Source organism: Roseateles sp. P1_C6, assembly GCF_056406315.1.
This window is the reverse complement of record NZ_JBFUAK010000008.1, coordinates 216,831-240,160: the sequence shown is the minus strand read 5'-3', so window position 1 is coordinate 240,160 and position 23,330 is coordinate 216,831. Positions and strand designations below refer to the sequence as shown.

Sequence of the window (23,330 nt, the reverse complement as noted above, 5' to 3'; positions counted from 1 at the left end):
CCCACCCCGAATCCATGGAGACACGATGAACGCCATCCGCCTGCCTTCCCGCCCGCAGCTCAGCCTCTGCGCCGCCGCCGTGCTGACGCTGATGAACGCCGCCCACGCACAGAGCGCCGACGGCGCGCCGGTTGCGATGGAGCGCATCCAGATCACCGGCTCGTCCATCAAGCGCCTGGCCGGCGAGACGGCGCTGCCGGTGTCCACCATCAAGTCCGAGGACCTGGAGGCGCGCGGCCACACCGAGCTGAAGGACTTGCTGCTGGAGATGCCGCAGTCACTGTCCCTGGGCACCAACAGCGGCGCGGCCGGCCCCATGCTGAACCTGCGCGGGCTGGGCCCCATGCGCACGCTGACGTTGCTGAACGGCCGGCGCCTGGCCAACGAGCCGCTGCAGGACCAGTACGTGTCGGTCAACGTGATCCCGCGCATGGCGCTGGACCGCGCCGAGACGCTGCGTGACGGCGCCTCGTCCATCTACGGGTCGGACGCCATCGGTGGCGTGCAGAACTTCTACACCTTCAACACCTTCCAGGGCGGTCGCGTGAAGGCGGAGTGGAACCAGCCCGAGCATTCGGGCGGGGGCGAGACCAAGGCCATCGGCGCCATCGTCGGCTTCGGCGATCTGAGTGCCGACGGCTGGAACGCCTATGTGTCGCTGGACCACCAGCGCAAGTCGGCGCTGTTCAAGATCGACCGCCCCGAGCTGTACGACTACGCGGTGCTGGCGGCCATGGGCCTGGGCCTGACGCCCGACAACAAGAACCCCAGCCCGACGGCCAACTTCGGCTTCACGACCGGTGCCAACTCCAACTACAACCCGGCCTACGCGAGCGGCTGCGCGCCGCCGTATTCGCTGCCGACGCTGGGCGCCGGCAGTGTCGCCACGCCGGCCACCTATGGCAACGCGGGCTGCTACCGCAACCCCAACTACTACGACGCCGTCACCGACGGCAGCGAGATCACCAACGTCTTCGGCAAGCTGAGCTGGAAGATCAACAACAACCATTCGCTGACGCTGGAAGGCCTGCACGCCAAGTACAACGTGCAGAAGTTCCGCGGCATGCAGGTGCCGGGCAGCACCGCGCCGGCCACCACTTACAGCATGCCGGCGACCAGCAAGTTCTATCCCGGCAAGGGCATCACGCCGGCCGTGCAGGTGGTGGGCAGCAACACCGGCGCCAACTCGCCGGCGATGTTCCTCGACGCGGCCAAGACGCCCGGCACCGTCAGCACGCTGAACATGAACAACCGGACGATCTACTTCGTCTGGGGCCCGGCCGAGCTGGGCTCGGCCTACCGCAACGACGAGCAGACCAACGACCGCCTGGTGCTCAGCGCCGAGGGCACGGTGGCCGGTTTCGACTACCGCGTGGGCCTGAACTACGGTCGCTCGCTGCGCGACACGCGTGCCGGTGGCGGCTACATCCTGTACTCCAAGGCACAGCAGGGCTTCACCGACGGCACGCTCAACCCCTTCGGCCTGCAGGACGCCGCTGGCCTGGACTACCTGCGAAGCATCGAGGCCAGCGACTACAGCTACCGCGTCAACCGCGCCTACAACCGGAGCGTGGACGCGACGTTGACGCGCGCGCTGATGGACCTGGGTGGCGGCCCGCTGATGCTGGCCGTGACGGGCGAGGTGCGGCGCGACTCGGCCAAGGTCGGCGCGGCACCGCTGGACTACGTGGCCAAGAACGCCAACGGCAGCTATGCCATCGACGCCTTCGGCAACATCACCAAGCACGACCTCGTCGGCGAGACGCCCACCGGCGTGGCCCGAGACCTCGGCCGCAACATCAAGTCGGCCGTCATCGAGGTGGACGCGCCCGTCACCCGCCGCCTGAGCTTCAACGCCGCGGTGCGCTCCGACACCTACAGCGACCTGAAGACGACGACCGTGAACCCCAAGCTGTCGGCGCGCTACCAGGCGCTGGACGAGCTGGTGCTGCGCGCCTCGGCCAACACGGGCTTCCGCGCACCGTCCATCATGGACATCCAGAACCCCACGCCCGAGGTGCGCACGCAGACCATGGACGACCCGGTGCTGTGCCCCAGCGCCACGCCCACGGTGGCCAACACCGGCAACCCGGTCAACGGCTACACGCGCGACCAGGTCTGCAACGTGGTCATGAACTACTGGACCAAGTCGCCCGACAACAGCTTCCTGAAGCCCGAGAAGTCCAAGGGCTGGACGCTGGGCCTGGCGCTGGAGCCGACCAAGGGCCTGCTCATCACGGCCGACTACTGGGGCATCAAGCTCAGCGACATGCTGGGCGCGGTGGCCATCGCCGAGGTGCAGCAGCAGCCGGCCAAGTACGCGACCAACATCATCCGCAAGGGCGACGGCACCATCGACTACATCATCGCCAGCCAGGCCAACCGCGGCGACACCAGCATCCGCGGCCTGGACCTGTCGATGGCCTACCGCCTGCGCGGGCTGCCCATCGGCGAGCTGAACTTCAGCCTGGACGGCACCTACTACGAGAGCTATCGCTTCAGCGCCGAGAAGGGCGGCGAGGTGTTGAGCAACGTCGGCATCATCACCAACGATGCCCGCTACGGTGGTGCTGGCGTCAATTCCGGCCTGGCCGGCATGCCGCAGATCAACCCGCGCTGGAAGCACACGGCCTCGGTCGGCTGGCGCGACGGCCCCTGGTCGGCGCTGGTCTCCGTGCGCTACAACACCGGGCTGACCGACATCACGCCGCGCCCCGGCTCGACGGTCAACCGCGTCAGCCCCTACAGCCAGTACGGCGTGAGCGCGAGCTACTCGGGCTTCAAGGGCTTGAAGCTGGGTCTCGCCGTCAACAACCTGACCAACGCGACGCCCCCCATCACGGCCAACAACCTGTACGTGGGCTACATCACCAGCATGGCCGACGTGCTGGGCCGGGCGTACAAGCTCACCGCGGACTACAGCTTCTGACATGACCCAACGTTTCACGCATCTGGCGACAGCGCTGCTGCTGGCGGCGGCCGCACTGCCGGTGGCCGCCCAGCCTGCGCCGCCCGCACATGCCGCCATCGTCACCCAGGGCTGGACCCAGACCCAGGGTGGCCGTGGCGGTCGCCTCATCAAGGTGACGACGCTGGCGGCGTCAGGCCCCGGCAGCCTCGCCGAGGCCATCGCCGCGAGCGGTCCGCGCATCGTCGTCTTCGAGGTCGGCGGCGTCATCGACATGGCCGGCCAACCGCTGAAGATCACGCAACCCTTCCTGACGCTGGCCGGCCAGACCGCGCCCGACCCCGGCATCAGCATCGTCAAGGCCGAGACGACCATCGCCACGCACGACGTCGTCATCCAGCACCTGAGCTTCAGGCCCGGCGAGTTCGGCCGGCCCAAGAAGGGCGGTGGCGACCAGGACGGCATCTCCGGCATCGGTGGCGCGCACGACGTCATCGTCGACCACTGCAGCTTCTCGTGGGCCACCGACGAGAACCTGTCCGCGTCCGGCCCGCGCTTCGAGGGCAAGACCGTCGAGGAGTGGCGCAAGGCCACGTCGCACCGCATGACCTACAGCCACAACCTCATCTACGAGGGCCTGGGCAACTCGGTGCACGAGAAGGGCGAGCACAGCAAGGGCAGCCTCATCCACGACAACACCAGCGGCGTGCTGATCTACGCCAACGTCTACGCCTCCAACCGCCAGCGCAACGCGCTGTTCAAGGGCGGCGCGCAGGGCGCGATGGTCAACAACTACATCTTCAACCCCGGCGACCGGGCCGTGCACTACAACCTGCTGGCCAACGAGTGGGTGGGCCAGCCCTGGCAGACCGGCCAGCTCACGCTGGTGGGCAACGCGCTGCGGCACGGGCCCAGCACGCAGCCCGGCACGGCCTTCTTCACGATGCTGGGCCAGGGCGACCTGGCGCTCTACATGGCCGACAACCTGGCCCACGACGGCCAGGGCAGGGCCGTGCCGCTGCTGGGCACCAACGCGGCGACGACGGGCAAGCTCATCGTTGCGGCCAAGGCCGATCTGCCCGCCGGCCTGGTGGTGCGGCCCGCTGCCGACCTGGCGCGCGAACTGCCGCCACTGGTCGGCGCCCGGCCTTGGGCACGCGACCCGCTGGACGCCAAGCTGCTCGCCGACATGGCCCAGGGCCGCGGCAAGCTGATCGACTCCGAGGTCGAGAACGCGCTGGGCTACCCCCGCCACGCGCCCACGCGCCGCGCCTTCAAGGCCGACGACTGGAATCTTGACGACATGAGCCCCAAGGCCGGCTGGCCGGCGCTTCCCAAACCCTGATCACGCGATGAAGACACTGCTGCCCACCCTGCTTGCCGCGCTGCTGCTGGTCGGTGCCGCCGAGGCCCAGACGCCGCCGCCGACCGCCGCCTCCGCGGCCAAGGGCGAGACCACCGCCAACGTCGCCACCGGCCCGCGCCTCATCCTCGTCGGCGACTCGACGATGGCGCCGCGCAGCGGCTACGGCAACGCGCTGTGTGCCCGCTTCCAGCAGGTTGCCTGCATCAACCTCGCGCGCGGCGGCCGCTCGAGCATGAGCTTCCGCGCCGAGGGGCTGTGGTCCACGGTGCTGGCCCTGTTGAACGAGGGCGGCCCGGCGAAGCAGAAGACGCTGGTCCTGATCCAGTTCGGCCACAACGACCAGCCCGGCAAGCCCGGCCGCTCGACCGACCTCGCCACCGAGTTCGGGCCCAACATGACCGGCTATGTGAAGGACGTGAAGGCCGCCGGCGGCGAGGTCATGCTCGTCACGCCGCTGACGCGCCGCACCTTCAAGGACGGCGAACTGCACAATGACCTGCGGCCCTGGGCCGAGGCCGTTCTCAAGGTCGGCACCGAGCAGGGCGTGCCCGTGCTGGACCTGAACGCCGTCAGCCACGCGGCCGTTGCCGCCATGGGCCAGGCTGGCGCCGACACGCTGGCCGAAGCGCCGCCGCGGTTTGATCGCACTCACCTGGGCCCCAAGGGTGCGGCGCTGTTCTCGGAGCAGGTGGCCGATGGCTTGGTGAAGCTCAAGCCTGAGCTGGCGACGGCCAGGACGCTGACGCCTTAGTCGGCTGCCTTCGGCAGGCACGCCTTGATCTGATTCAAGGCCTGATCACGGAGCCGCTCGTAGTCGGCATAGCTGGCGAAGTCGCGCTTGGCCGGCGGCTGGTTCAGCAGATAGGCTGTGACGACCAGGTCGGCCTGCGGCACGAAGACGGTGTAGAAACCCAGCGTGCCGTAGTCCAGCGTGGGCTGGTCCAGCCCCAGCGTTTCGACGCCGCCGCCCTGCTGGCGCTTCAGCGGCTGGCTGCTGCCGTTCGGCCCCTGCGAGGCCACCGCCTGCATCTGCCGGCGGATCGCATCGCGGTCCGCCTCGGCCTGGTCGTGCGCAGAGCGTTCGATCTTCAGGTTGACGAAGTACTGGCCCTGGGCTGTGGCCAGCATCACGCGATGGCCCTCCAGCACCGACACCTGGCGGTCCGGTTCACCGGTGATCTGGATGGTCCGGGTGCCGGCCGGGCCGCCGCGCTTCTGCGTCTCCACACCCTTGATCGGGCCGGCCGATATGCAGGCCGCGATGAAGTGCAGATCACCATCCGTCGGGTTGGCGGCTGCGCTTGACGCGGCCAGCACCAGGCTGGCGATGGCGGTTTGAATCATGAATCTCCCCTTGTTGTCGTCGTCGCTGCGGCGTCCGCCGCGCGCGAAGCGAACAAAGCGCCGCGCGCGCTCATCACCCCTGTTGGCAAGACACCGCGAAATCGCTTCACCAAAGCCGCCACCAAGGCTTCCTGAGCGGGGTGGGTTGCGGCAACGCCGCTGGCATGTCGAGGTCCGCGAGCAAGCCGTCCGGCATGGGATCGTGGCTCGAGGGGTTGACGCTCCAAAGACCGGCGACCTGCATGACATCCTCTTCATTCGCAAAGCGCAGATCGTCGCGCTCCCAGTAGGTGTCGTCCCGCGCGTCGGGACTGGAGGGGTTGTAGAAGCAGTGCCCCAGCCGGATCTCCTCGGCCGTCGGCTCGCCGAGGTCGATGCTCGTCTCCCCGGCGTGGCCGCTGTAGCAGTACGCGCGCTGGAGCTGGCCGCGCGCCGCGCGAGCCCAGGCATGGGTCTCCACGACGCGGTGACTGGCGAAGAACTGCGCCTCGGTGTCGAGCTCCGCCGACACGGTCCGCAGCTTGTCGACGAAGGTTGGCAGCGTGCCGTCCGTCAGGTCGAGAAAGCCACTGCACATGGCCAGCGTCCAGCCGTCGATGGCGGGCGTGATGAACACTTTGCCCGGCTCCCGGTACGCGGCAGGGATCGCGGAATCCGCGGGGGTCGGCGTGAGCCGCCCGAGCTTCAAGGCTCGCGCCACCGCGTCGCTGTCCGTGGCGCGGATGGCAAACCACGCTGTCTTGTAGCCAAAGCTCATCGTTCGTCGCCAGCCCTGCGTGTCGAGGGTTGCGACGTTAGCAGCGTCACTTCTTCACCGCGGGCCGGTGGATCATCGTGCGCTGAAACCACGCCTCGTTCATTCGCGCCAGGAAATGCGCATTGATCGGAAAGCCGCAACCGTCGCCCAGCACGGCCTCGGTGCCGCATCTGGGGCACATCGCCGTCTGCTGCTTCAGCGCCTCCGGGTCGTCCAGGTTCTGCATCGTCAGGCCCGTCCAGCCGACGATTTCGTCGGGCTTGAACATCTCGACGCAGTTGCAGCAGCCACACAGCTTGCTGGCCTCGATCTGGGCCCAGTTGTTGGAGGTGTAGCGAAAGGCGGCGAGCAGTTCGTTCATGGCCGACGGTCCTGGCGGGCGTTGGTGCGAGTGTGACGCGGTGTCGCGCCGCTGGACATGGGCGCTGTCGCTGCCGTCCTACGGGTAGCGGATGCGTCACTTGCCGGTGGGGCGCTGGCTTCACGGCGCGCGACCACTGGCCTCGCGCTTTTTCATGGTGCGCCGCCCGGCCAATGCCGCGAGCGCCGCGAGCAGCAAGGCACTGACGGATGCTTCCAAGATGGCAAATCGACCCTGCGCCACCATGAGGCAGGCACCCGCCACAGAAGATGCCAAGAAGAGGGCTGCGATGAGAAACCACAGGCCTGGCGTCAGCAGAGAGCCGTAGCGATTCGGGCGGTTGAGCGTCATGCGCAGCCCGACGGAGAGAAAGAGCGCCGCAAGCACTCCGACGATGGCAATGAAGATCAGGACCGTTGTCTCGGCCACTTCGTCGCGCGTTGTCAGCTTCAGCGCGCCAACGGCAAAGAGCACTGCTAGCGCTACGCCCACGAGCAGCGCTGCGACCCCTACCGCTCTCTGGATCCACAGACCTCCCGGTTGGGCTGCGATCAATGCGTTGGGGTTGTTCTGCATCGCGTTGGGTGTGTGCTGGATTGGGTTGGGAGGAACTGGGCCAACAATCAACCGGCCTTCGCCTTCAGCCAGGCCGCCGCCTCAAGCTGTTGTTCAACGTCGAACAGATGACCGCCAGCCGTCGCCATGGTCCGCAAGCCGCTGCCGCTGGCCCATGCCCTCGCGAGGACGGCCCACGACCGTTGCGTCGCATCCCAAGGAAAAAGCCTGTCCTGCGGCGACCCGAACAGCAGCAACGGCCTGGGTGCGATCAGCGCCGCCACGTCCGGGTGGTCCAACTCGGCCGCCAGCCCCGGGTGCGCCATGCTGAAGGCCGACTGCCCCTGCAGCGTGTGTTCGCCCGCGCGCAGCAGGCCTTCGCGCGTGCACATCCAGTGCGCCGCCACGCAGGCCGAGACTTCATCGCAGACGGCCGCCAGTTGCCACGCGCGGAAGGCGCCCATGGAGAAGCCCAGCACCGCCACGCGCCGGGTGTCGATCTCGGGCCGTTCGCGCAGCCAGCGATGCGAGCGCAGGTCATCGCTGGCGATCAGGCCGGCCCAGCTGCGGCCCAGCTGCATCAGGTGGTTGGCCAGCGCCTGCTGGTCGTCCTTGGCGAAGCCCGCGCGGCTGCGCTCGCCCCAGCCCAGCGCATCGATGGCGAGCACGGCGAAGCCGGCCTCCACCAGCGTGTCGCCGACGAACCGACCGCCGAAGTAGCGCTGCGCCCAGGCGCTGGCCGACGCCCGCGCGGCCGCGGGCGCGGTGGCCAGCGGGCGGATGAGTTTTTCCTTGCCGATGTCGAAGCGCGCGCCGTGGTCATGCAGCACGACCACGGCGGGGTGCGGCCCGACGCCCTTGGGTCGCAGGTACAGGGCCGGCACGCGGTCGCCCAGCGCGCCGCGCAGCGTCAACGACTGGGCGCTGTGGCTGCCGCGGTCCTCCTCGGCCAGCACCTCGGTGGCGAAGCCGCTGCCGTCGTCGCCAGGCTGCAGGATCAGGCGGCGCGCGGTGGCCAGGGCCTCGGCGCGCCAGCCGGCGTCGGGCCGCCAAGCCAGGCGCGGGCGCCAGCGGCCTTGCAGGCCGGCGAGCGTGTCGTCCAGGCCGTCGGCGCGGCCCAGCAGCGGCCACAGCGCCAGGCCCGCGAGCCACTGACGGCGGTTGCCCCTCATGGTCGCCAGGGGCTGCCAAGCCCGCCGCGCTGTGCGAGAGTCGGGCGATGCGCCTGCGCCGCCGTGATGCCTGCCTGCTGCCCCTGGCCCTGCCGGGCGGCCTGGCATGGGGCGACGACAGGTCGGCGCTGCGCATCGGCTGGAGCGAGTACCCGCCGTTCCAGTTCAGGAGTGCGACCGAGCAGCCGCAGGGCCTGGACGTGGAGCTGCTGGAGTTGCTGGCGCGGGCCGGCGGCGAGCGTCTGCAGTGGCTGCGCCGGCCCTGGGCGCGGCAGATGACGGACGTGGCCCAGGGCGAGCTGGACCTGGTGCCGTCGGCCACGCACACGCCCGAGCGGCTGGCGTTCGGTGATTTCACGCAGGCCTACCGGCAGGAGCATGTCGCGCTGCTGGGCCTGGCGGGCGGCGGCCGGGCGCCGCGCCGGCTGGTCGACCTCAAGGGCCGGGCGGTGCGCGTGGGCATGATCCGGGGCGTCGTCTTCCCCGCCGTCGTGCGGCAGGCGCTGGACGACCCCGAGTTGGCGCGCCTGCTGGTGCAGCTCTATGCCAACGACCTGACGCTGTCGGCGCTGCGTGCGCGGCGCGTGGACTACGTCATCGACGACCCCGCCACGCTGCTCTACCGCGCCGCGCGCGAACCTGGCGAGGCGGTGGAGGTGGTGCTGGAGCTGGCTCGCAGCCCCGTGCACGTCTTCGTCGGCCGACGCGCGCTGACGCAGCGCCCCGAGTTGCTGCAGCGCCTGAACCTGGGCCTTCAGCGCGCCCGCCAGCAGCCCGAATGGGCGCAGGCGCAGGCGCGCTATCCCAACCTCTAGCCGCCGACCCATGCCGGCAGCGCCATCGACAGCGCCGGGAGGTAGGTGACGGCCAGCAGCGTGGCCAGCAGCGCGCCGTAGAAGGGCGCGATGGAGCGCATGACCTGGCCCACCGACACGCCGCCGATCGCGCAGCCGACGAACTGCACGCTGCCCACCGGCGGCGTGTTCAGGCCCAGCGCGCAGTTCAGCAGCATGACGACGCCGAACTGCGTCGGGTCCATGCCGGCCTTCATGCAGATGGGCAGGAAGATGGGCGTGCAGATCAGGATGGTGGCCGCCATGTCCAGGAAGGTGCCCAGCACGAACAGCAGCACGTTGACCCACAGGAAGATCAGCCAGGCGTTGTTGCCGCTCATCTGCTCCAGCCATTCGCCGGTCTTCTGCGGCACCTCGTACAGCGCCATGAAGTAGCCGAAGGCCGACGAGATGCCGATCAGCAGCAGCACGACGCCCGTCGTCTTGCAGGCCTTGGCGCAGGCCGCGAGGAAGCCCTTCCAGCTCAGCGAGCGGTAGACGACGCCCGTGACCAGCAGCGCCCAGCAGACGGCGGTGGCGGCCGACTCGGTGGCCGTGAACACGCCGCTGAGGATGCCGCCCAGGATGATGACGATGACCAGCAGCCCCGGCAGCGCCGCCAGGAAGGCCGAGAACACCGCCACCCAGCCGGGGAAGGCGCCATGCGTCGGATAGCCGCGCTTGCGCGCGACGGCGTAGGCGGCGACCAGGTTGGACAGGGTCAGCAGCACCGCCGGGATCAGGCAGGCGAGGATGAGGTTGAAGACGCTGACCGCCGCGATGCCGGCCGTGGCGAGCACGTAGATGATGAGGTTGTGCGAGGTGGGCATCAGCGCGCCCACCAAGGCCGCATGCGTCGTCACGTTGACCGCGTAGTCGGCGTCGTAGCCCTCGCGCTTCATCAGCGGGATCATCACCGAGCCCATGGCCGACACGTCGGCCAGCGGCGAGCCTGCCACGCCGCCGAACAGCGTGCAGCCCAGCACATTGCTCATCCCTAAGCCGCCGCGCACATGGCCCACCAGCCGGTTGGCGAAGTTGACGATGCGCTCGGCAATGCCGCCGTGCAGCATCAGCTCGCCGGCGAAGATGAAGAAGGGGATCGCCAGGAAGGAGAAGATCTGCATGCCGCCGACCATCTTCTGGAAGACGATGGCCATCGGCAGATCGGCCGCGAACGCGGTGGCGATGGACGACAGCCCGATGGCGAAGGCCACCGGCACGCCCAGCAGAAGCAGCAGCACGAAGCTGCCGCACATGACCCAAAGTTCCATGCCTTCCACGTCAGACCCCAGCCTCTTCGACGCTCTGGCCGCGCCACAGCGCGATCAGATGCTCGATGCAGAACAACACGATGAGCACGCCGGCGATCACCAGCGGCAGATAGTCCAGACCCTCCGACACGCCCAGCATGGGCTTGGGCTCGGCCCACTTCAGCGTCAGCCACTCCCAGCCGGCCATGGCCATCAGGATGGCGAAGGCCAGCACGCAGACATGGATGGCCGCCTCGGCCACGCGCTGCGCGCTCTTGGGCAGCAGCACGACGATGGACTCCATGCCGAGGTGGCCCGCGTCACGCACGCCCACCGCCACGGCCAGCGCCGTGATGTAGAGCACCAGCATCAGCGCGAAGGGCTCCGTCCACGTCGGTGAGTCGTTGAGCAGGTAGCGGCCGATCACCTGCCATTGCACGCAGACGATGAGCACCACCAACCCGAGCACGGCCAGGCGCAGCGACCAGCGCGACAGCGCCGCGCAGAGCTTGGTATAGCCGCTCATTTGATGTCTTGAATGGCCTTGACCAGCTTTTGCAGGTCCGGCGTGTTGACGAACTTCGCCATCACCGGCTGCATGGCCACGCGGAAGGGTTCGCGGTCGACGGTGACGATCTCGGTGCCGGCGGCCTTGACGGCGGCCAGCGCCTTGGCTTCCTGGGCGTCCCACAGCTGGCGCTGCACGACCACGGACGCCTTGGCGGCGTCTCGCAGTTGCGCCTGCTGCTCGGGCTTGAGCTTGTCCCAGACCTTCTTGCTGATGAAGAGGGCGTCGGGCGTCATCGCATGCTCGGTGCGGCTGTAGAACTTGGCCGCCTCGAAATGGCGGAAGCCCTCGTAGCTGGGAATATTGTTCTCGGCCGCATCGATGAGGCCGGTCTTCAGGCCCGTGTAGACCTCCCCCGGCGGCATCGGCGAGGGGTTGGCGCCCAGGGCTGTCATCGCGGCGACCGACAGGTCGCTCTGCTGCACGCGGATCTTCAGGCCTTTGGTGTCGGCCAGCGTCTTGACGGGCTTGCGCGCGTAGATGGAGCGCGAGCCGGAGTCGTACAGCGCCAGGCCCACCATGCCCTGGTGCTCGCAGGCTTTCAGGATCTCCTCGCCGGGCGCGCCGTCATAGGCCTTGCGCATATGGGCCGTGTCGCGGAACAGGAAGGGCAGGGACGGCACCAGCGTCTTGGGGCACATGGCGGCCAGCGGCGCGAGGTTGACGCGGGTCATCGCCAGTGCGCCGAGCTTGACCTGGTCGATGGTCTCCTTCTCGCTGCCCAGCGCGCCCTTGTTGAAGACCTTGACGGTCAGTGCGCCGCCGCTGCTGTTGGCCAGCGTCTGGCCGAGCTGCCTGACAGCGGCGACGGTGGGGTAGTCGTCGCTGTTGTGCACGTCGGCGGATTTCAGTTCCAGCGCGAAGGCGCTGGTGCCGAGCAGTGCGGCGAGCAGGGTGAGGGTCTTCTTCATGCTTGTCTCCTTATTCGATGGCGCGATAGCGCAGGTTCGAGAACCGCGCTTCGCCGTTGCCGGCAGCGTAGATCGCCGGCCGCAGGCTGGCAAAGCCGCCCGCCGTGTTGTGGTGGTAGCCGCTGACGTCCATCTGCACCGGGAACTTGGTCCACGGCTGCGTCGCGTCGGCGCGGCTGAAGAGCGTGAGCACGTGGCGCACGCAGCGCAGCTTGAGCTGCATGCGTCGCGCGATGCCGAGGGGTTTGGGCACGGCGCGGATGTCCTGACCGTAGCGATGCAGCTGGAAGCTCTTCGCGTTGGCGCCCATGCCGGCGTAGAGCTTGGCGCTGTAGAACATGACGACGCCGGCCTGAACGCCCTCGTCGATGTCGAGGTCGACCTCCAGCTCGAAGGCCGGATCGCCCTGGATGAAGCCCAGCGGCGCGCTGTCGCCCGGCCCTTTGCCCGGCGTGGCGCTGAGGTGCAGCTTGCCGCCCGCGACGCGGGCGCGGGGCATCTGGCCACTGCCGCTGAGGAACTGCCAGTGGGCCTTGAGCGCCTTGCCGGAGAAGTCGTCGGACAGGGCCAGCCCATGCGGCACGGCGTCGCCGCCCAGGGGCTTGGGCAGGGGCCTGCCGTCGTCGGCGTCGACGTGGAACCAGCCGTCGGCGCTGAAGCGCGCCGGCGCCAGCAGCATCTGCCGGCCCAGCGTGTGGAAGCTGTTCTCGTAGCCGTGATACAGCATCCACCAACCGCCATCCGGGCCTTGAACGAGGCTGCCGTGGCCGCGCGACCACCAGCGCTCGCGCGGCGAGCGGGTGCGCATCAGCGGGTTGTGCGGTGCCTGCTCCCAGGGGCCGGCCAGCGTGCGGCTGCGCGCGGCGATGACCATGTGGCCGGTGGGCGGCCCGGCGGTGCCGCCCACGGCCAGCAACATGTGCCACCAGCCGCCATGGCGCAGCATCTTGGGGCCTTCCGGCGAGAAGCTCTCGACGTCCCAGTCGTCGGGGTAGCGCCAGGGGTCGTAGACATGCTCGATGGGGCCGGCCAGCTTCAGGCCGTCGTCGCTGAGGCGCACCCGGTCGCCGCCGGACAGGAACAGCCAGCGCTGGCCGTCCTCGCCGGCCACGTGCGTCGGGTCGATGTGCTTGGGCAGGCCCAGCGCCACGGGCCTGGACCACGGGCCTTCGATGCGGTCGGCCCAGATGACCAGGATGTCGTTGGGCGTGCTCTTGACCGGCAGGTAGATGAAGTAGCGCGCGCCGTGCTTGCACAGGTCGGGCGCCCAGACGCTGCCGACTGCGTCGTTCAGCGCGTTCGCAACCGGCCGCCAGTTGACGAGGTCGCGCGAATGCCAGATCAGCAGGCCCGGCACGGCTTCGAAGCTGGAGTGCGTCAGGTAGTAATCGCTGCCATCCTTCAGCACCGAGGGGTCGGGTCGGTCGCCGGCCAGCACGGGGTTCAGGAAACGGCCGTCGCCCATGTCGGCCTTGCGCTGGCCTTCGATGCCTTTGGGCCAGGGCTGGCAGGGCGGCAGATAGGGCTGGCCGGGTGCGTCGCTGCAATCGGCTGCGCTCCAGGCGGGTGGCGCCGCCAGCAGCGCCAACAGGCCGCGGCGGTCCAGGGTCACTTCGAAACCTGCGTGAACAGCGAAGCCCAGCCCGCCTTCGGGCTCATGTCGGCCAGGTTCCAGTCGGCCTCGACAAAGGCGCGCTGCGTCGGCTTGCGCTTGGGCAGGCCGTCGGGGTTGTTCTGGGTCTCGTCGTCGATGAGGGTGCCGCGGTCCTCGGCGATGTCGGACAGCTGCTTGAAGTCCAGCGGGTCGCGCGCCCAGGGCCGCGAGCCGACGTACAGCGGTAGCAGCCGCTCCAGCTCGCGTGGCGCCAGCCAGGCCAGGCCCGGCGGCAGGTAGGGCTCGCGCACCGGCACGATCTGCGCGGGGCTGGTCGTGTAGCGGCCCGTGATGGGCAGCGGCAGGCCGTTGCGGTCCACCGCCAGGTTGTCCTGCTCGAACAGCTGCACGTCACCCACGCCGCCCAGCGTGAACAGCGGCAGGCCGAGCACCGTGGCCGGGCCGGCGCGGTAGACATTGCCGGCCAGCGTGACCTTGCCGGTCTGGTAGGGCTGGCCTATCCACTCGTGCGCGATCAGGTTGTAGTGCACGGCGCGGGCGCCGGGGTTGTAGATCAGGTTGTTGACCATCGCGCCCCACACGCCACCCTTGAACAGCGCGTTGCGTTCGCGGTTGGAGGCGTAGATGTTGCCCAGCAACAGGATCTGCGTGGCGTTGTCGTGGATCAGCGAGCCCTTGCTGTGCTCGCCCTTGATGTGCACGGCCTCGTTCAGCCCCTCGTAGATGAGGTTGTGGCTGTAGGTGATGGCGTGCGAGGTGTGGTTGCGCCAGTCGTCGGGCGTGGCGCCCTCGAAGCGGCGGCCGCCGACGGAGAGGTTCTCGTCCGTCGCCCAGGAGAAGCTGCAGTGGTCGACGATGACGCGCTCGGCGCCGTCGCCGGTGGAGAAGCCGTCATGGTCGTTGCCACTGCGCTTGCCACGGCCGTAGGCGCCGGGGCGGATGCTGATGTGCTGGATGACGACATCCTTGGCGAACACCTCCAGCTCGCCCTTGACCAGCGTGATGCCGGGGTCGGGCGCGGTCTGGCCGGCGACGGTCAGCCTGCCTTCGCGCAGCTTCACGCTCTTGCCGCCCAGGTCGATGACGCCGCCGACCTCGAACACGACGATGCGCGGCCCGGGCGTGTCCAGCGCGGCCTTCAGGCTGCCGGGGCCGTCGGTCGCCAGCGTCGTCACGCGGATGATCTTGCCGCCCTGGCCGCCGGTGGTCTTGGCCCAGCCGGCGTGGACGTAGGTGGCCGGATGCAGCGGCGCGCTGCTCTCGGCATGGCAGAGCCCGGCGACCAGCGCCAGTGTCCAGAGCAGTCGCATCGGGTCAGTCTTTCATCAGGTCGGGCATGGCGTCGCGGGGGATCAGCGCGCCGGGGTGCTGGATGACGCGCGCGGCCACCCGGTTGCCGAATGCCGCCGCCGCCGCGGGTGCGACGCCGTTCAGCCGCTGGCTCAGATAGCCGGCGGCGAAGGAGTCGCCGGCGGCCGTGGTGTCGACGACGCGCGGCACGGCCTCGGTCGCCACGACTTGCCAGTCGCCGTTCAGGCCCACGCGCGTCGGCAGCGCACCGCACTTGATCGCAATCTCGGCCACGGGCAGCGCCTGGGCCGCCGCGACGGCGGCGTCGAGGTCCGGCAGCGCGTGCAAGGCCTGGTGGTCATCGGCGGTGATGAGGGCCAGCGTCGAGGCCGCGAAGGCGCGCTGATACCAGTAGCGCGCATCGGCCACCGAGTCCCACAGCCGCGGCCGGTAGTTGTTGTCGAAGGCCACCAGCGCGCCGCGCGCCCGCATGCGCGTCATCAGCGCCAGCACGCGCTCGCGGCCGGCCTGCGGCAGGATGGCCAGGCTGATGCCGGACAGGTAGAGCGCGTCCAGCGCGTCGGCCTGTTCCTCCAGGGCCGACGTCGCGGTGTCGAAGTAGGAGCGCGCCGCCGCCTGGCCGCGCCAGTAGTGAAAGCGCCGCTCGCCGCCTTCGTCCAGCTCGATCAGGTACAGCCCCGGCAGCCGCCCGGGCAGGCGCTGCACCAGGCCGGTCTGCACACCTTCAGCCGCCCAGCGTTCCAGCAGGCCGCTGCTCAGGCTGTCGTCGCCCAGCGCCGTCGCGTAGTGCACGCGCAGGTGGTGGCCGCCACAGCGGGCCAGGTAGACCGCGGTGTTCAAGGTGTCGCCGCCAAAACTCTGGCGCAGGTTGCCGAAGGCGCTGCCCTGCAGTTCCAGCATGCATTCGCCCAGGGCGGCAATGGACACGGGCCGGGGCGCGGCGGCAGGGGATGAGGTCACGGATATCAAAAATGAAACAGCGGTTCAATAAAGATAGCTCAGCCGGTTCATTTCCCGTCCCCTGGTTTACCCCGGCCCGGGTGCGCGGTGAAGAATCCCTCAAGCGGCTGCGCGCTTCGGGCGGGGCGCCGGCTTGCCTTAGAGTCCCGCCGCCGCGGGTCAATGCCGACGGCCAGGACCAAGATCCAGGGAGGACGCATGAGGACGAATCACGACCGCCGTGAGCGCGGTGTCAAGGCCATCGCACGCCGCTGCTGCGCGGCGCTGGCGCTGCTGCTGGCAGTCACTCAGCCGGTCTGGGCGGGCTGCACGTTGAGCAAGTTGGAGATACCGGTGCGCATCGTCAACCAGCGCCCGGTCGGCACGCTGGCCTTGAATGGCACCGAGGTGCCCATGCTGATCGACAGCGGCGCCTTCTTCAGCATGCTGCAGCTGTCCGCGGCGACGCAGCTGGGGCTGCCGCTGCAGCGCCTGCCCAGCCACATCCGCATCGAGGGCTATACCGGCGCCATCGAGGCCAAGCTGACCCGGGTGGAGAAGGTCGGCCTGCGCGGCAGCGAGCTGCGCAACGTGGAATTCATCGTCGGCGGCAACGAGCTGGGCTCCGGCATCATGGGCGTGCTGGGTCGCAACTTCCTGTCGCTGGGGGATGCGGAGTACGACCTGGCTCACGGCGTCGTGCGCCTGATGTTCCCCAAGGGCGACTGCGACAAGGTGAACTTCGCCTACTGGGCCGGCGACGCCCCCGTCATCGAGACGGCGCTCGACAACAACAACCGCGAGGGCAACAACGACATCCGTGTCGCGGTGCGCATCAACGACGTGAAGATGCGCGCCATCATGGACACCGGTGCGCCGCGCACGGCCTTGAAGTTGCGCGCCGCACGCCGTGCCGGCATCAAGGAGAGCGACCTGACGGAGGCCGGCAGGGCCGGTGGCGCCGGCGCGGGCCGCGTGCGGTCGTGGCGGGGGGTGGTCCAGGCCTTCGAGCTGGGCGGCGAGAAGATCGCCAACAACCAGTTTGATGTCGACGACGCCGACATCATCGACGGCGACATGCTGATCGGCCTGGACTACTTCCTGTCGCACCGCATCTATGTGTCTCGGCTGCAGCGCAAGGTCTACGCGACCTGGAACGGCGGGCCGGTGTTTGCGCGCGGCGACGCGGTCGGCGCCTACGACACGCGCTTCGCGGCGCTGCCCGAGCATTTGGCGCCGGATGATGCCGAAGCCCTGGCCCGCCGCGGCGAGGCCTCCGCAGCGCGCGGCGAACTTCAACGCGCCCTCGAAGACCTGAACCGCGCCTGTGAGCTGGCGCCCAAGTCCGAGGCCAACTTCCTGGCGCGGGCGCGCGTGCACTTGGCGATGCGGCAGTTCCCCAAGGCGCAGAACGACCTGGACCATGCGCTGCGCCTGCATCCCGGCCTGCACGAGGCGCTGGCCATCCGCGCGGCCCTGCGCGCGGCCTCGGGCGACCGCACCGGCGCGCAGGTGGACCTGCTGGCGCTGGACACCGCGTTGCCGCCGTCGTCGCATCTGCGCGAAGGCATGGCGCAGGTCTACGTCGACCTGGAACTGGTGCCCGATGCGCTGCGCCAGTGGGAGCTGTGGGTCAACACCCACCGTGCCGATGCGCACCTGGCCACCGTGCTCAACAGCCGCTGCTGGCTGCGGGCGCGGTTGAACATCGACCTGAAGCTGGCGTTGGACGACTGCAAGGCGGCCGTGAGCCAGGAGCGCGACCAGCCCGCCTACCGCGACAGCCTGGGCTGGACGCACCTGCGCCTGGACGACGCGAAGAGCGCCATCAAAGCATTCGACGCCGCCATCGAGCTGAAGGCCTTGCCCTTCTCGCTGTACGGCCGCGCGCTGGCCTACCAGCGCCAGGGCAACGCCGACGCCGCCCGGCGCGACCTTGATGCGGCGCGCAAGCTCAGTGCCGACATCGACGACGCGGTGAGGAAGGCTGGCTTCCCGGTCGCCGGCGACGCCCCGCCAGCGTCGGCGCGGCCTCAGGAGGCGATGCCGCGCCAGGCCGCCTCGGCCAGCAGCCCGGCGTAGGCCGTGGGCCTGGCCTGGCGCCGCCCGGCCAGCCAGGCGCGGCAATAGGACTCGGCGCCACCCAGCACCAGTGCGGGGATCAGGTCGCCGGGCAGCTCGGCGATCAGGCCTTGACGCACGCCCTCGGCCAGGCGCGCGTCGATGGGCGCGTAGCGCGCCTCCAGCCGCGCGTGCAGCTCGTCGGCATACGGCCCCTGCGCGATGGTCTCGCGCGCCAGGAACAGATAGGCCGCCAGCTCGGGCAGGGCGGTCACCCAGTCCACGTAGGCGCCCACCAGCGCGACCACCATTGCGTGGGCATCGGGCGCCGCGGCCGTGCGTTCGGCAATGGCGCGGCTGTGGTCGTCGAAGCCGGCAAAGAACAGCGCCGCGGCCACGCCCTCCTTGTTGCGGAAGTGGTGGTAGATCGTGCCCACGCTCTGGCCGCTGCGCTGGCGCAGCTCCTCGATGGTGGCGGCCTCGATGCCGCCGGCGCTGAAGCAGGGCAGCGCGTGCCTGAGCACCGCGCGCCGGCTGGCGCCGCGCTCGCCGGGCGAGGCCCGCTCGAGCACATCGTCCAGGCGGCTGGTGGAACCACGGGGTCTTGTCATTAGAACGAAATTCTAGAATCGTCTGCCGTTCAAGCGAAGGGGAGGCGATGCGACTGCCGAATCTGCTGGCGTCCCGACGGGGGCGCATCGCGGCGTTCTTCTTCATGTACCTGACCGAGGGCCTGCCCATCGGTTTTGCGACGACCACGGTGGCCACGCAGCTGCGCCGCCAGGGCGTGGGCACGGCCGAGATCGGCGCCTTCCTGGGGCTGGTGCTGCTGCCCTGGGCGTTCAAATGGGCTTACGGGCCGCTGGTGGACCTGGTCGGTTCGCGGCGCGGCTGGATACTTTTCGCGCAGCTGATGATGGTGGTGACGCTGCTGGCCCTGCCGGGGCTGGCGCTGCCCGGCCAGCTGGGCCTGTTCACGGCCGTGCTGGTGCTGCACAACCTGTTCGGCGCCGTGCAGGACGTGGCCGTCGACGCGCTGGCCGTCACGACGCTGCACGACGACGAGCGCGCCTTTGCCAGCGGCATGATGTTCGGCGGCCAGTCGCTGGGCGTGCTGATCGGCGGTGGCGGTGCGCTGCTGGCGACCGGGCGCATCGGCTTCGGCCCCAGCATCGTCGTGCTGGCCGCCGTTATCGGCACGGTCATAGCCTTCGTCGTGCTGCCCATGCGCGAAGCCGCCGGCCGCAAGGCCGCGCGCGGTTCGCTGGCCGACGCGGGGCGCGAGGTCGTCGCCTTCCTGCGCCAGGCGCTGCAGGCGTTGTTCGGCTCCCGCCTGGCGCTGGCCGGCCTGCTGTTCGGCCTGCTGCCCATCGCGGCGATGGCGCTGTCGCGCGGGCTGCAGGGCAACCTGGCCGTGGACCTGGGCCTGGCCAATGACCAGATCGGCTGGCTGGCCACGGCCTCGCAGGCGGCCACGGCGCTGACCTGCATCGCCGGCGGCTGGCTGTCGGACCGCGTCAACCTGCGCCGCGCGATGGCCGTCTATGTCGCGCTGCTGAGCCTGCCGGGCCTATCCCTGATGCTCGAGCTGCTGCGCCATGGCTGGGCGCCGGGCCGGGTCGCCCCCGCGGCGCTGGTCACCGCGTTCATGGCCGCCGTCGTCGCCTACCACCTGCTGTTCGGCTTCATCTACGGCGCCCGCGTGGCGCTCTTCATGGGCATCACCCGGCCCGCCGTCGCGGCCACGCAGTTCGCGGCCTACATGGCGCTGACCAACCTGTCCATCGCCTACAGCGTGGTCTGGCAAGGCCACGCCATCGCGCACTGGGGCTATGCCGCCACGCTGGGCCTGGACGCCGCCGTCGGCCTGGCCTGCCTGCTGGTGCTGCCCTTCCTCAAGCCTCGCAAGACATGACCCACCTCATCAACGCCCTCGGCGTGCTCGACAACCCCAACCTGCAGCTGCAGCCCAGCGCCGGCGACCGCAGCGAGATGGCCTACTCCAGCACCGGCCAGAACGTGGACGCGCGCTCGCTGGCCGACGCGCGCGCGGCCGGGCTCACGGCCGTCAACATCACGCTGGGCCACGTGGCCGGCAGCGCCGAGCCCTTCGAGGCGACCGTGGCGGACATCGCCGGCTGGGACGCCTTCATCCGCGCGCGGCCCGACTTGCTGCTGAAGGTGCACGGCGCGGCCGACCTGGATGCCGCCTGCGCACAGGGCCGCATCGCCGTCATCTACGGCTTCCAGAACACGGAGATGCTGGGCGGCAACGCCGACCGCGTCACGCTGTTCGCCAACCTGGGCGTGCGCGTCATTCAGCTGACCTACAACGGCCGCAACGCGGTGGGCTGCGGCGCGACGGTGCCGGACGACAGCGGCCTGACGGCCTTCGGCGCCGAGGTCGTCGAGCGCCTGCAGGCCGCCAGCGTGCTCGTGGACCTCAGCCACAGCAGCGAGCAGACCTGCCTGGACACGCTGCGCCTGGCGCGCCGGCCGCTGGCCATCACGCACACCGGCTGCCGCGCGGTGGCCGACCACCCGCGCAACAAGAGCGATGCCGAGCTGCGCCTGCTGGCCGACCAGGGCGGCGTCGTTGGCCTGTACTTCATGCCCTATCTGCGGCTTGCAGGCCAGCCGCTGGCGGCCGACCTGATCGCACACCTGGAGCATGCCATCGCCGTCTGCGGCGAAGACCACGTGGGCATCGGCACCGACGGCGGCACGACGGCCATCGACGACATGGCCGCCTACCGCACGATGCTGGCCGCCGAGACCGAGCTGCGGCGCAGCTTGGGCATCGGTGCCCCGGGCGAGTCGGCGGACGTGACGCTGTTCCTGCCCGACCTGTGCGGACCGACGCAGTTCACGCGCCTGGCCGAGCTGCTGGCGGCGCGCGGTCACTCGGCCGGCCGTATCGCCAAGATCCTGGGCGGCAACTTCCGCCGCGTGATGGGCGAGGCCTGGGCATGAGGCGCCTCCTCATCATGCTGGCGTTGCTGGCCGGCTCGGTCAGCGCGCGCGAAGACCAGGTGCAGATCCACGGCAACGCGGCCGGCACGCAGACGCTGACGCAACCCGAGCCCGGCGTCACCGCCGCGGACTACCGCTTCAACGACCGCGGCCGCGGCGACGTCATCCGCGCGCGCTGGCAGCTGGACGCGCGCGGTCTGCCCACGCGCTACGAGGCCAGCGGCAACGACTACTGGAAGGTCGAGTTCAGCGAGCGCTTCGAGCGCGACGCGGCCGGTGTGGCGCGCTGGGCCAACCGCATCGAGCAGGGCGAGACGCGCGATGCGGGCTTCTACCTGCCCGCCAACCCGCCGCCCGAGTTCATGGGCGTGCTGGCCCGCGCGCTGCTGAAGGCGCCGGGCCGTCGCCTGAAGCTGCTGCCGGCCGGCGAGGCCTGGCTGGAGGGCGGGGCCGACGTCGACGCGGCCGGCCGCAAGCTGACGCTCTACCGCATCAGCGGCATCGAGTTCACGCCGGTGCCCGTGTGGCTGGACGACCGGGGCGACACGGCCGGTGTCATCGACGACTGGTTCGAGGTGCTGGAGGCCCCGCTGCTGCCGGCGCTGGCCGAACTGCAGCGCGCCCAGCAGGCCGCCGACCAGGCCTGGCATGCGCGCCTGGCGCGGCTGCACACGCACCAGCCCAAGGGCGCGCTGCTGATCCGCCACGCCCGCCTGTTCGACCCCGTCAGCCTGACCGCGCGCCCCGGCACCAGCGTGCTGATCCGCGGTGAGCGCATCGTGCGCGTCGGCCCCGATGCGGACGTCGACGCGCCCGCCGATGCCGAAGTGCTGGACGCTGCCGGCCGCTTCCTGATGCCGGGGCTGTGGGACGTGCACCAGCACTTCAGCAACGTGGACGGGGTTTTCGACCTCATCGCCGGCGTGACCAGCGCGCGCGACATGGCCAATGACAACCTGCCCATGCTGGCCCGGGTGAAGCGCTTCGATGCCGGCAGCGAGCTGGGCCCGCGCGTGACACTGGCCGGCATCATCGAGGGCATCGGCCCGCTGGCCGGCCCGACCGACGTCAAGGTCGACACGCCGGAGAAGGCGCGCGCCGCGGTGGACTGGTATGCCGACCATGGCTATGCGCAGGTCAAGATCTACTCTTCCTTCAGCCCGGCGCTCGTCGCCACGGTGGCCGACCGCGCGCACGAGCGCGGCCTGCGCGTCAGCGGCCATGTGCCGGCGTTCACGTACGCGCGCGCCTTCGTCGAGGCCGGCGCGGACGAGATCCAGCACCTGAACTTCATCCTGCTGAACTTCTTCCCCGACGTGAAGGACACGCGCACGCGGGACCGCTACACGGTACTGGCCGAGCGGCTGGCGCAGTTCGACTTCAACGACGGCCGCTTTGCCGAATTCGTCGCCTTCCTGCGCCAGCACCAGACCGTGCTGGACCCGACCATGGTCGTGCTGGAAGGCCTGTTCTCCGGCGAGCCCGCACGCGCGGCGCCGGCGCTGCGGCCTCTGGTGCAGCGCTTTCCGACGGTGGTGCGGCGCCGCCAGCTGTCCGGCGCCGTCGCCGTGCCGGCCGGCAAGGAAGCCGTCTATGCGCAGGCCTTGCCGGGCCTGCTGCGCATGCTGAAAAGCCTGCACGATGGCGGCGTGACCCTCATGCCCGGCAGCGACGGCTTTGCCGGCTACAGCCTGCACCGCGAGCTGGAGCTGTACGCGCAGGCCGGCATCGCCAACGCCGAGGTGCTGCGCATCGCCACGCTGGTGCCGGCGCGCGTGCTGGGCGTCGAGAAGGACCGCAGCACGATCACGGCGGGCAAGCTGGCCGACATGATCCTGGTCGACGGCGACCCGCTGACGGACATTCGCGACATCCGCCGCGTCCACCGCACCGTCAAGGGCGGCCAGGTCTTCGACCCCGCCGCGCTGGAACAAGCCATGGGGATGAATCCAAGATGAAGATCGAGCGTTTCAACAGCGGCCAGGTCGTGCCGGCCACCGTGCCCTTCCCGGAGGGCGTGCGCGTCGGCCACATGTACTACCTGTCTGGCCAGCTGGGCAACGTGCCGGGCCAGCTCAAGCTGGTTGATGGCGGCCTGCGCGCCCAGGCGCGGCAGACGCTGGAGAACATCCGCACCGTGCTGCGCGGCCAGGGGCTGGACCTGCAGCACCTGGTGCGCTGCACCGTCATGCTGGCCGACATGGCCGACTGGCCGGCCTTCAACGAGGTCTACCGCGAGTTCTTCGGCAGCACGCCGCTGCCGGCGCGCAGCGCCCTGGGCTGCAACGGCCTGGCGCTGGGCGCGCGCGTCGAGATCGAATGCATCGCCGCAATGCCCGACTGAAACCAGCCGTTACTCGCCCGGCGGCGCGATCCGCGTTCATGATGCGGGGTACCGCTGCC

21 protein-coding genes are annotated in these 23,330 nt (G+C 69.9%); 9 read left to right on the top strand and 12 right to left on the bottom strand.

Annotated features, from left to right (window positions below; genetic code table 11):
* The first annotated feature begins 25 nt into the window (after positions 1-25).
* Genes AC1D29_RS19100 through AC1D29_RS19090 form a run of 3 tightly spaced genes read left to right on the top strand, consistent with a single transcriptional unit; the run spans position 26 to position 5,025 of the window.
* On the top strand, positions 26-2,929 hold the full coding sequence (locus AC1D29_RS19100; RefSeq protein ID WP_477900298.1) for a TonB-dependent receptor domain-containing protein: 2,904 nt from the start codon (positions 26-28) through the stop codon (positions 2,927-2,929).
* A 1-nt stretch (position 2,930) separates the two neighbouring features.
* The gene (locus AC1D29_RS19095) at positions 2,931-4,253 is read left to right on the top strand and encodes a pectate lyase family protein (RefSeq protein ID WP_477900296.1); all 1,323 of its coding nucleotides are present in this window, start codon (positions 2,931-2,933) and stop codon (positions 4,251-4,253) included.
* Between the two features lie 7 nt (positions 4,254-4,260).
* Positions 4,261-5,025, top strand: a complete 765-nt coding sequence (locus tag AC1D29_RS19090; protein ID WP_477900294.1) for a rhamnogalacturonan acetylesterase — start codon at positions 4,261-4,263, stop codon at positions 5,023-5,025.
* Here AC1D29_RS19090 and AC1D29_RS19085 read toward each other — a convergent pair.
* The 5 genes from AC1D29_RS19085 to AC1D29_RS19065 all read right to left on the bottom strand — a co-directional run bounded on the left by AC1D29_RS19085 (position 5,022) and on the right by AC1D29_RS19065 (position 8,463).
* Positions 5,022-5,618 carry a hypothetical protein gene (locus AC1D29_RS19085; RefSeq protein ID WP_477900292.1) on the bottom strand — a complete coding sequence of 199 codons (597 nt, stop codon included), beginning with the start codon at positions 5,616-5,618 and terminating at the stop codon, positions 5,022-5,024. The genes AC1D29_RS19090 and AC1D29_RS19085 overlap by 4 nt on opposite strands.
* A gap of 106 nt (positions 5,619-5,724) precedes the next feature.
* The gene (locus AC1D29_RS19080) at positions 5,725-6,375 is read right to left on the bottom strand and encodes a hypothetical protein (RefSeq protein WP_477900290.1); all 651 of its coding nucleotides are present in this window, start codon (positions 6,373-6,375) and stop codon (positions 5,725-5,727) included.
* A gap of 46 nt (positions 6,376-6,421) precedes the next feature.
* A complete protein-coding gene (locus AC1D29_RS19075) occupies positions 6,422-6,736 on the bottom strand; it encodes a hypothetical protein (RefSeq protein ID WP_477900288.1) in 315 nt (104 codons plus the stop codon).
* A gap of 120 nt (positions 6,737-6,856) precedes the next feature.
* Complete coding sequence (locus tag AC1D29_RS19070; RefSeq protein ID WP_477900286.1) at positions 6,857-7,312, bottom strand: hypothetical protein; 456 nt, start codon at positions 7,310-7,312, stop codon at positions 6,857-6,859.
* A 47-nt stretch (positions 7,313-7,359) separates the two neighbouring features.
* The gene (locus AC1D29_RS19065) at positions 7,360-8,463 is read right to left on the bottom strand and encodes a dienelactone hydrolase family protein (protein WP_477900284.1); all 1,104 of its coding nucleotides are present in this window, start codon (positions 8,461-8,463) and stop codon (positions 7,360-7,362) included.
* A gap of 47 nt (positions 8,464-8,510) precedes the next feature.
* Between AC1D29_RS19065 and AC1D29_RS19060 the strand changes: the two genes are divergently transcribed.
* Positions 8,511-9,278: a substrate-binding periplasmic protein gene (locus AC1D29_RS19060; RefSeq protein WP_477900282.1), complete on the top strand. Its 768-nt coding sequence runs from the start codon at positions 8,511-8,513 to the stop codon at positions 9,276-9,278.
* Here the strand turns inward: AC1D29_RS19060 and AC1D29_RS19055 are convergent.
* The 6 genes from AC1D29_RS19055 to AC1D29_RS19030 are packed head-to-tail and all read right to left on the bottom strand — an operon-like array spanning position 9,275 to position 15,881.
* Positions 9,275-10,570 carry a TRAP transporter large permease gene (locus AC1D29_RS19055; protein WP_477900280.1) on the bottom strand — a complete coding sequence of 432 codons (1,296 nt, stop codon included), beginning with the start codon at positions 10,568-10,570 and terminating at the stop codon, positions 9,275-9,277. The genes AC1D29_RS19060 and AC1D29_RS19055 overlap by 4 nt on opposite strands.
* A 10-nt stretch (positions 10,571-10,580) precedes the next feature.
* Positions 10,581-11,075, bottom strand: coding sequence for a TRAP transporter small permease (locus AC1D29_RS19050; protein ID WP_477900278.1), 495 nt, complete (start codon positions 11,073-11,075; stop codon positions 10,581-10,583).
* Positions 11,072-12,028 (bottom strand): TRAP transporter substrate-binding protein, encoded by a 957-nt coding sequence (locus AC1D29_RS19045; protein ID WP_477900276.1) that lies wholly within the window; start codon positions 12,026-12,028, stop codon positions 11,072-11,074. The genes AC1D29_RS19050 and AC1D29_RS19045 overlap by 4 nt, the downstream gene beginning before the upstream one ends.
* Positions 12,029-12,038: 10 nt before the next feature.
* On the bottom strand, positions 12,039-13,640 hold the full coding sequence (locus AC1D29_RS19040) for a family 43 glycosylhydrolase (RefSeq protein WP_477900274.1): 1,602 nt from the start codon (positions 13,638-13,640) through the stop codon (positions 12,039-12,041).
* Positions 13,637-14,953: a pectate lyase family protein gene (locus AC1D29_RS19035; RefSeq protein WP_477900272.1), complete on the bottom strand. Its 1,317-nt coding sequence runs from the start codon at positions 14,951-14,953 to the stop codon at positions 13,637-13,639. Before AC1D29_RS19035 ends, AC1D29_RS19040 begins: the two co-directional genes overlap by 4 nt.
* 4 nt (positions 14,954-14,957) lie before the next feature.
* Positions 14,958-15,881, bottom strand: coding sequence for a sugar kinase (locus tag AC1D29_RS19030; RefSeq protein ID WP_477900270.1), 924 nt, complete (start codon positions 15,879-15,881; stop codon positions 14,958-14,960).
* Between the two features lie 231 nt (positions 15,882-16,112).
* Between AC1D29_RS19030 and AC1D29_RS19025 the strand changes: the two genes are divergently transcribed.
* Entirely contained in the window at positions 16,113-17,975 is a 1,863-nt protein-coding gene (locus AC1D29_RS19025) for an aspartyl protease family protein (protein WP_477900268.1), read from the top strand.
* Here AC1D29_RS19025 and AC1D29_RS19020 read toward each other — a convergent pair.
* A complete protein-coding gene (locus AC1D29_RS19020; protein ID WP_477900266.1) occupies positions 17,927-18,565 on the bottom strand; it encodes a TetR/AcrR family transcriptional regulator in 639 nt (212 codons plus the stop codon). The two genes, AC1D29_RS19025 and AC1D29_RS19020, sit on opposite strands and share 49 nt — an antisense overlap.
* 47 nt (positions 18,566-18,612) lie before the next feature.
* Between AC1D29_RS19020 and AC1D29_RS19015 the strand changes: the two genes are divergently transcribed.
* The 4 genes from AC1D29_RS19015 to AC1D29_RS19000 are packed head-to-tail and all read left to right on the top strand — an operon-like array spanning position 18,613 to position 23,271.
* Entirely contained in the window at positions 18,613-19,869 is a 1,257-nt protein-coding gene (locus AC1D29_RS19015; protein WP_477900264.1) for an MFS transporter, read from the top strand.
* The gene (locus AC1D29_RS19010; protein ID WP_477900262.1) at positions 19,866-20,927 is read left to right on the top strand and encodes a dipeptidase; all 1,062 of its coding nucleotides are present in this window, start codon (positions 19,866-19,868) and stop codon (positions 20,925-20,927) included. Before AC1D29_RS19015 ends, AC1D29_RS19010 begins: the two co-directional genes overlap by 4 nt.
* Entirely contained in the window at positions 20,924-22,885 is a 1,962-nt protein-coding gene (locus AC1D29_RS19005) for an amidohydrolase family protein (RefSeq protein WP_477900260.1), read from the top strand. The genes AC1D29_RS19010 and AC1D29_RS19005 overlap by 4 nt, the downstream gene beginning before the upstream one ends.
* Positions 22,882-23,271 carry a RidA family protein gene (locus tag AC1D29_RS19000; protein WP_477900258.1) on the top strand — a complete coding sequence of 130 codons (390 nt, stop codon included), beginning with the start codon at positions 22,882-22,884 and terminating at the stop codon, positions 23,269-23,271. Before AC1D29_RS19005 ends, AC1D29_RS19000 begins: the two co-directional genes overlap by 4 nt.
* Positions 23,272-23,330 lie beyond the last annotated feature (59 nt).

Excerpts from the sequence above, each read along its gene's own strand:
- AC1D29_RS19100 (WP_477900298.1), top strand. The coding sequence starts at position 26 with ATGAACGCCATCCGCCTGCCTTCCCGCCCGCAGCTCAGCCTCTGCGCC.
- AC1D29_RS19095 (WP_477900296.1), top strand. The coding sequence starts at position 2,931 with ATGACCCAACGTTTCACGCATCTGGCGACAGCGCTGCTGCTGGCGGCG.
- AC1D29_RS19090 (WP_477900294.1), top strand. The coding sequence starts at position 4,261 with ATGAAGACACTGCTGCCCACCCTGCTTGCCGCGCTGCTGCTGGTCGGT.
- AC1D29_RS19085 (WP_477900292.1), bottom strand. The coding sequence starts at position 5,618 with ATGATTCAAACCGCCATCGCCAGCCTGGTGCTGGCCGCGTCAAGCGCA.
- AC1D29_RS19080 (WP_477900290.1), bottom strand. The coding sequence starts at position 6,375 with ATGAGCTTTGGCTACAAGACAGCGTGGTTTGCCATCCGCGCCACGGAC.
- AC1D29_RS19075 (WP_477900288.1), bottom strand. The coding sequence starts at position 6,736 with ATGAACGAACTGCTCGCCGCCTTTCGCTACACCTCCAACAACTGGGCC.
- AC1D29_RS19070 (WP_477900286.1), bottom strand. The coding sequence starts at position 7,312 with ATGCAGAACAACCCCAACGCATTGATCGCAGCCCAACCGGGAGGTCTG.
- AC1D29_RS19065 (WP_477900284.1), bottom strand. The coding sequence starts at position 8,463 with ATGAGGGGCAACCGCCGTCAGTGGCTCGCGGGCCTGGCGCTGTGGCCG.
- AC1D29_RS19060 (WP_477900282.1), top strand. The coding sequence starts at position 8,511 with ATGCGCCTGCGCCGCCGTGATGCCTGCCTGCTGCCCCTGGCCCTGCCG.
- AC1D29_RS19055 (WP_477900280.1), bottom strand. The coding sequence starts at position 10,570 with ATGGAACTTTGGGTCATGTGCGGCAGCTTCGTGCTGCTGCTTCTGCTG.
- AC1D29_RS19050 (WP_477900278.1), bottom strand. The coding sequence starts at position 11,075 with ATGAGCGGCTATACCAAGCTCTGCGCGGCGCTGTCGCGCTGGTCGCTG.
- AC1D29_RS19045 (WP_477900276.1), bottom strand. The coding sequence starts at position 12,028 with ATGAAGAAGACCCTCACCCTGCTCGCCGCACTGCTCGGCACCAGCGCC.
- AC1D29_RS19035 (WP_477900272.1), bottom strand. The coding sequence starts at position 14,953 with ATGCGACTGCTCTGGACACTGGCGCTGGTCGCCGGGCTCTGCCATGCC.
- AC1D29_RS19025 (WP_477900268.1), top strand. The coding sequence starts at position 16,113 with ATGAGGACGAATCACGACCGCCGTGAGCGCGGTGTCAAGGCCATCGCA.
- AC1D29_RS19020 (WP_477900266.1), bottom strand. The coding sequence starts at position 18,565 with ATGACAAGACCCCGTGGTTCCACCAGCCGCCTGGACGATGTGCTCGAG.
- AC1D29_RS19015 (WP_477900264.1), top strand. The coding sequence starts at position 18,613 with ATGCGACTGCCGAATCTGCTGGCGTCCCGACGGGGGCGCATCGCGGCG.
- AC1D29_RS19010 (WP_477900262.1), top strand. The coding sequence starts at position 19,866 with ATGACCCACCTCATCAACGCCCTCGGCGTGCTCGACAACCCCAACCTG.
- AC1D29_RS19005 (WP_477900260.1), top strand. The coding sequence starts at position 20,924 with ATGAGGCGCCTCCTCATCATGCTGGCGTTGCTGGCCGGCTCGGTCAGC.
- AC1D29_RS19000 (WP_477900258.1), top strand. The coding sequence starts at position 22,882 with ATGAAGATCGAGCGTTTCAACAGCGGCCAGGTCGTGCCGGCCACCGTG.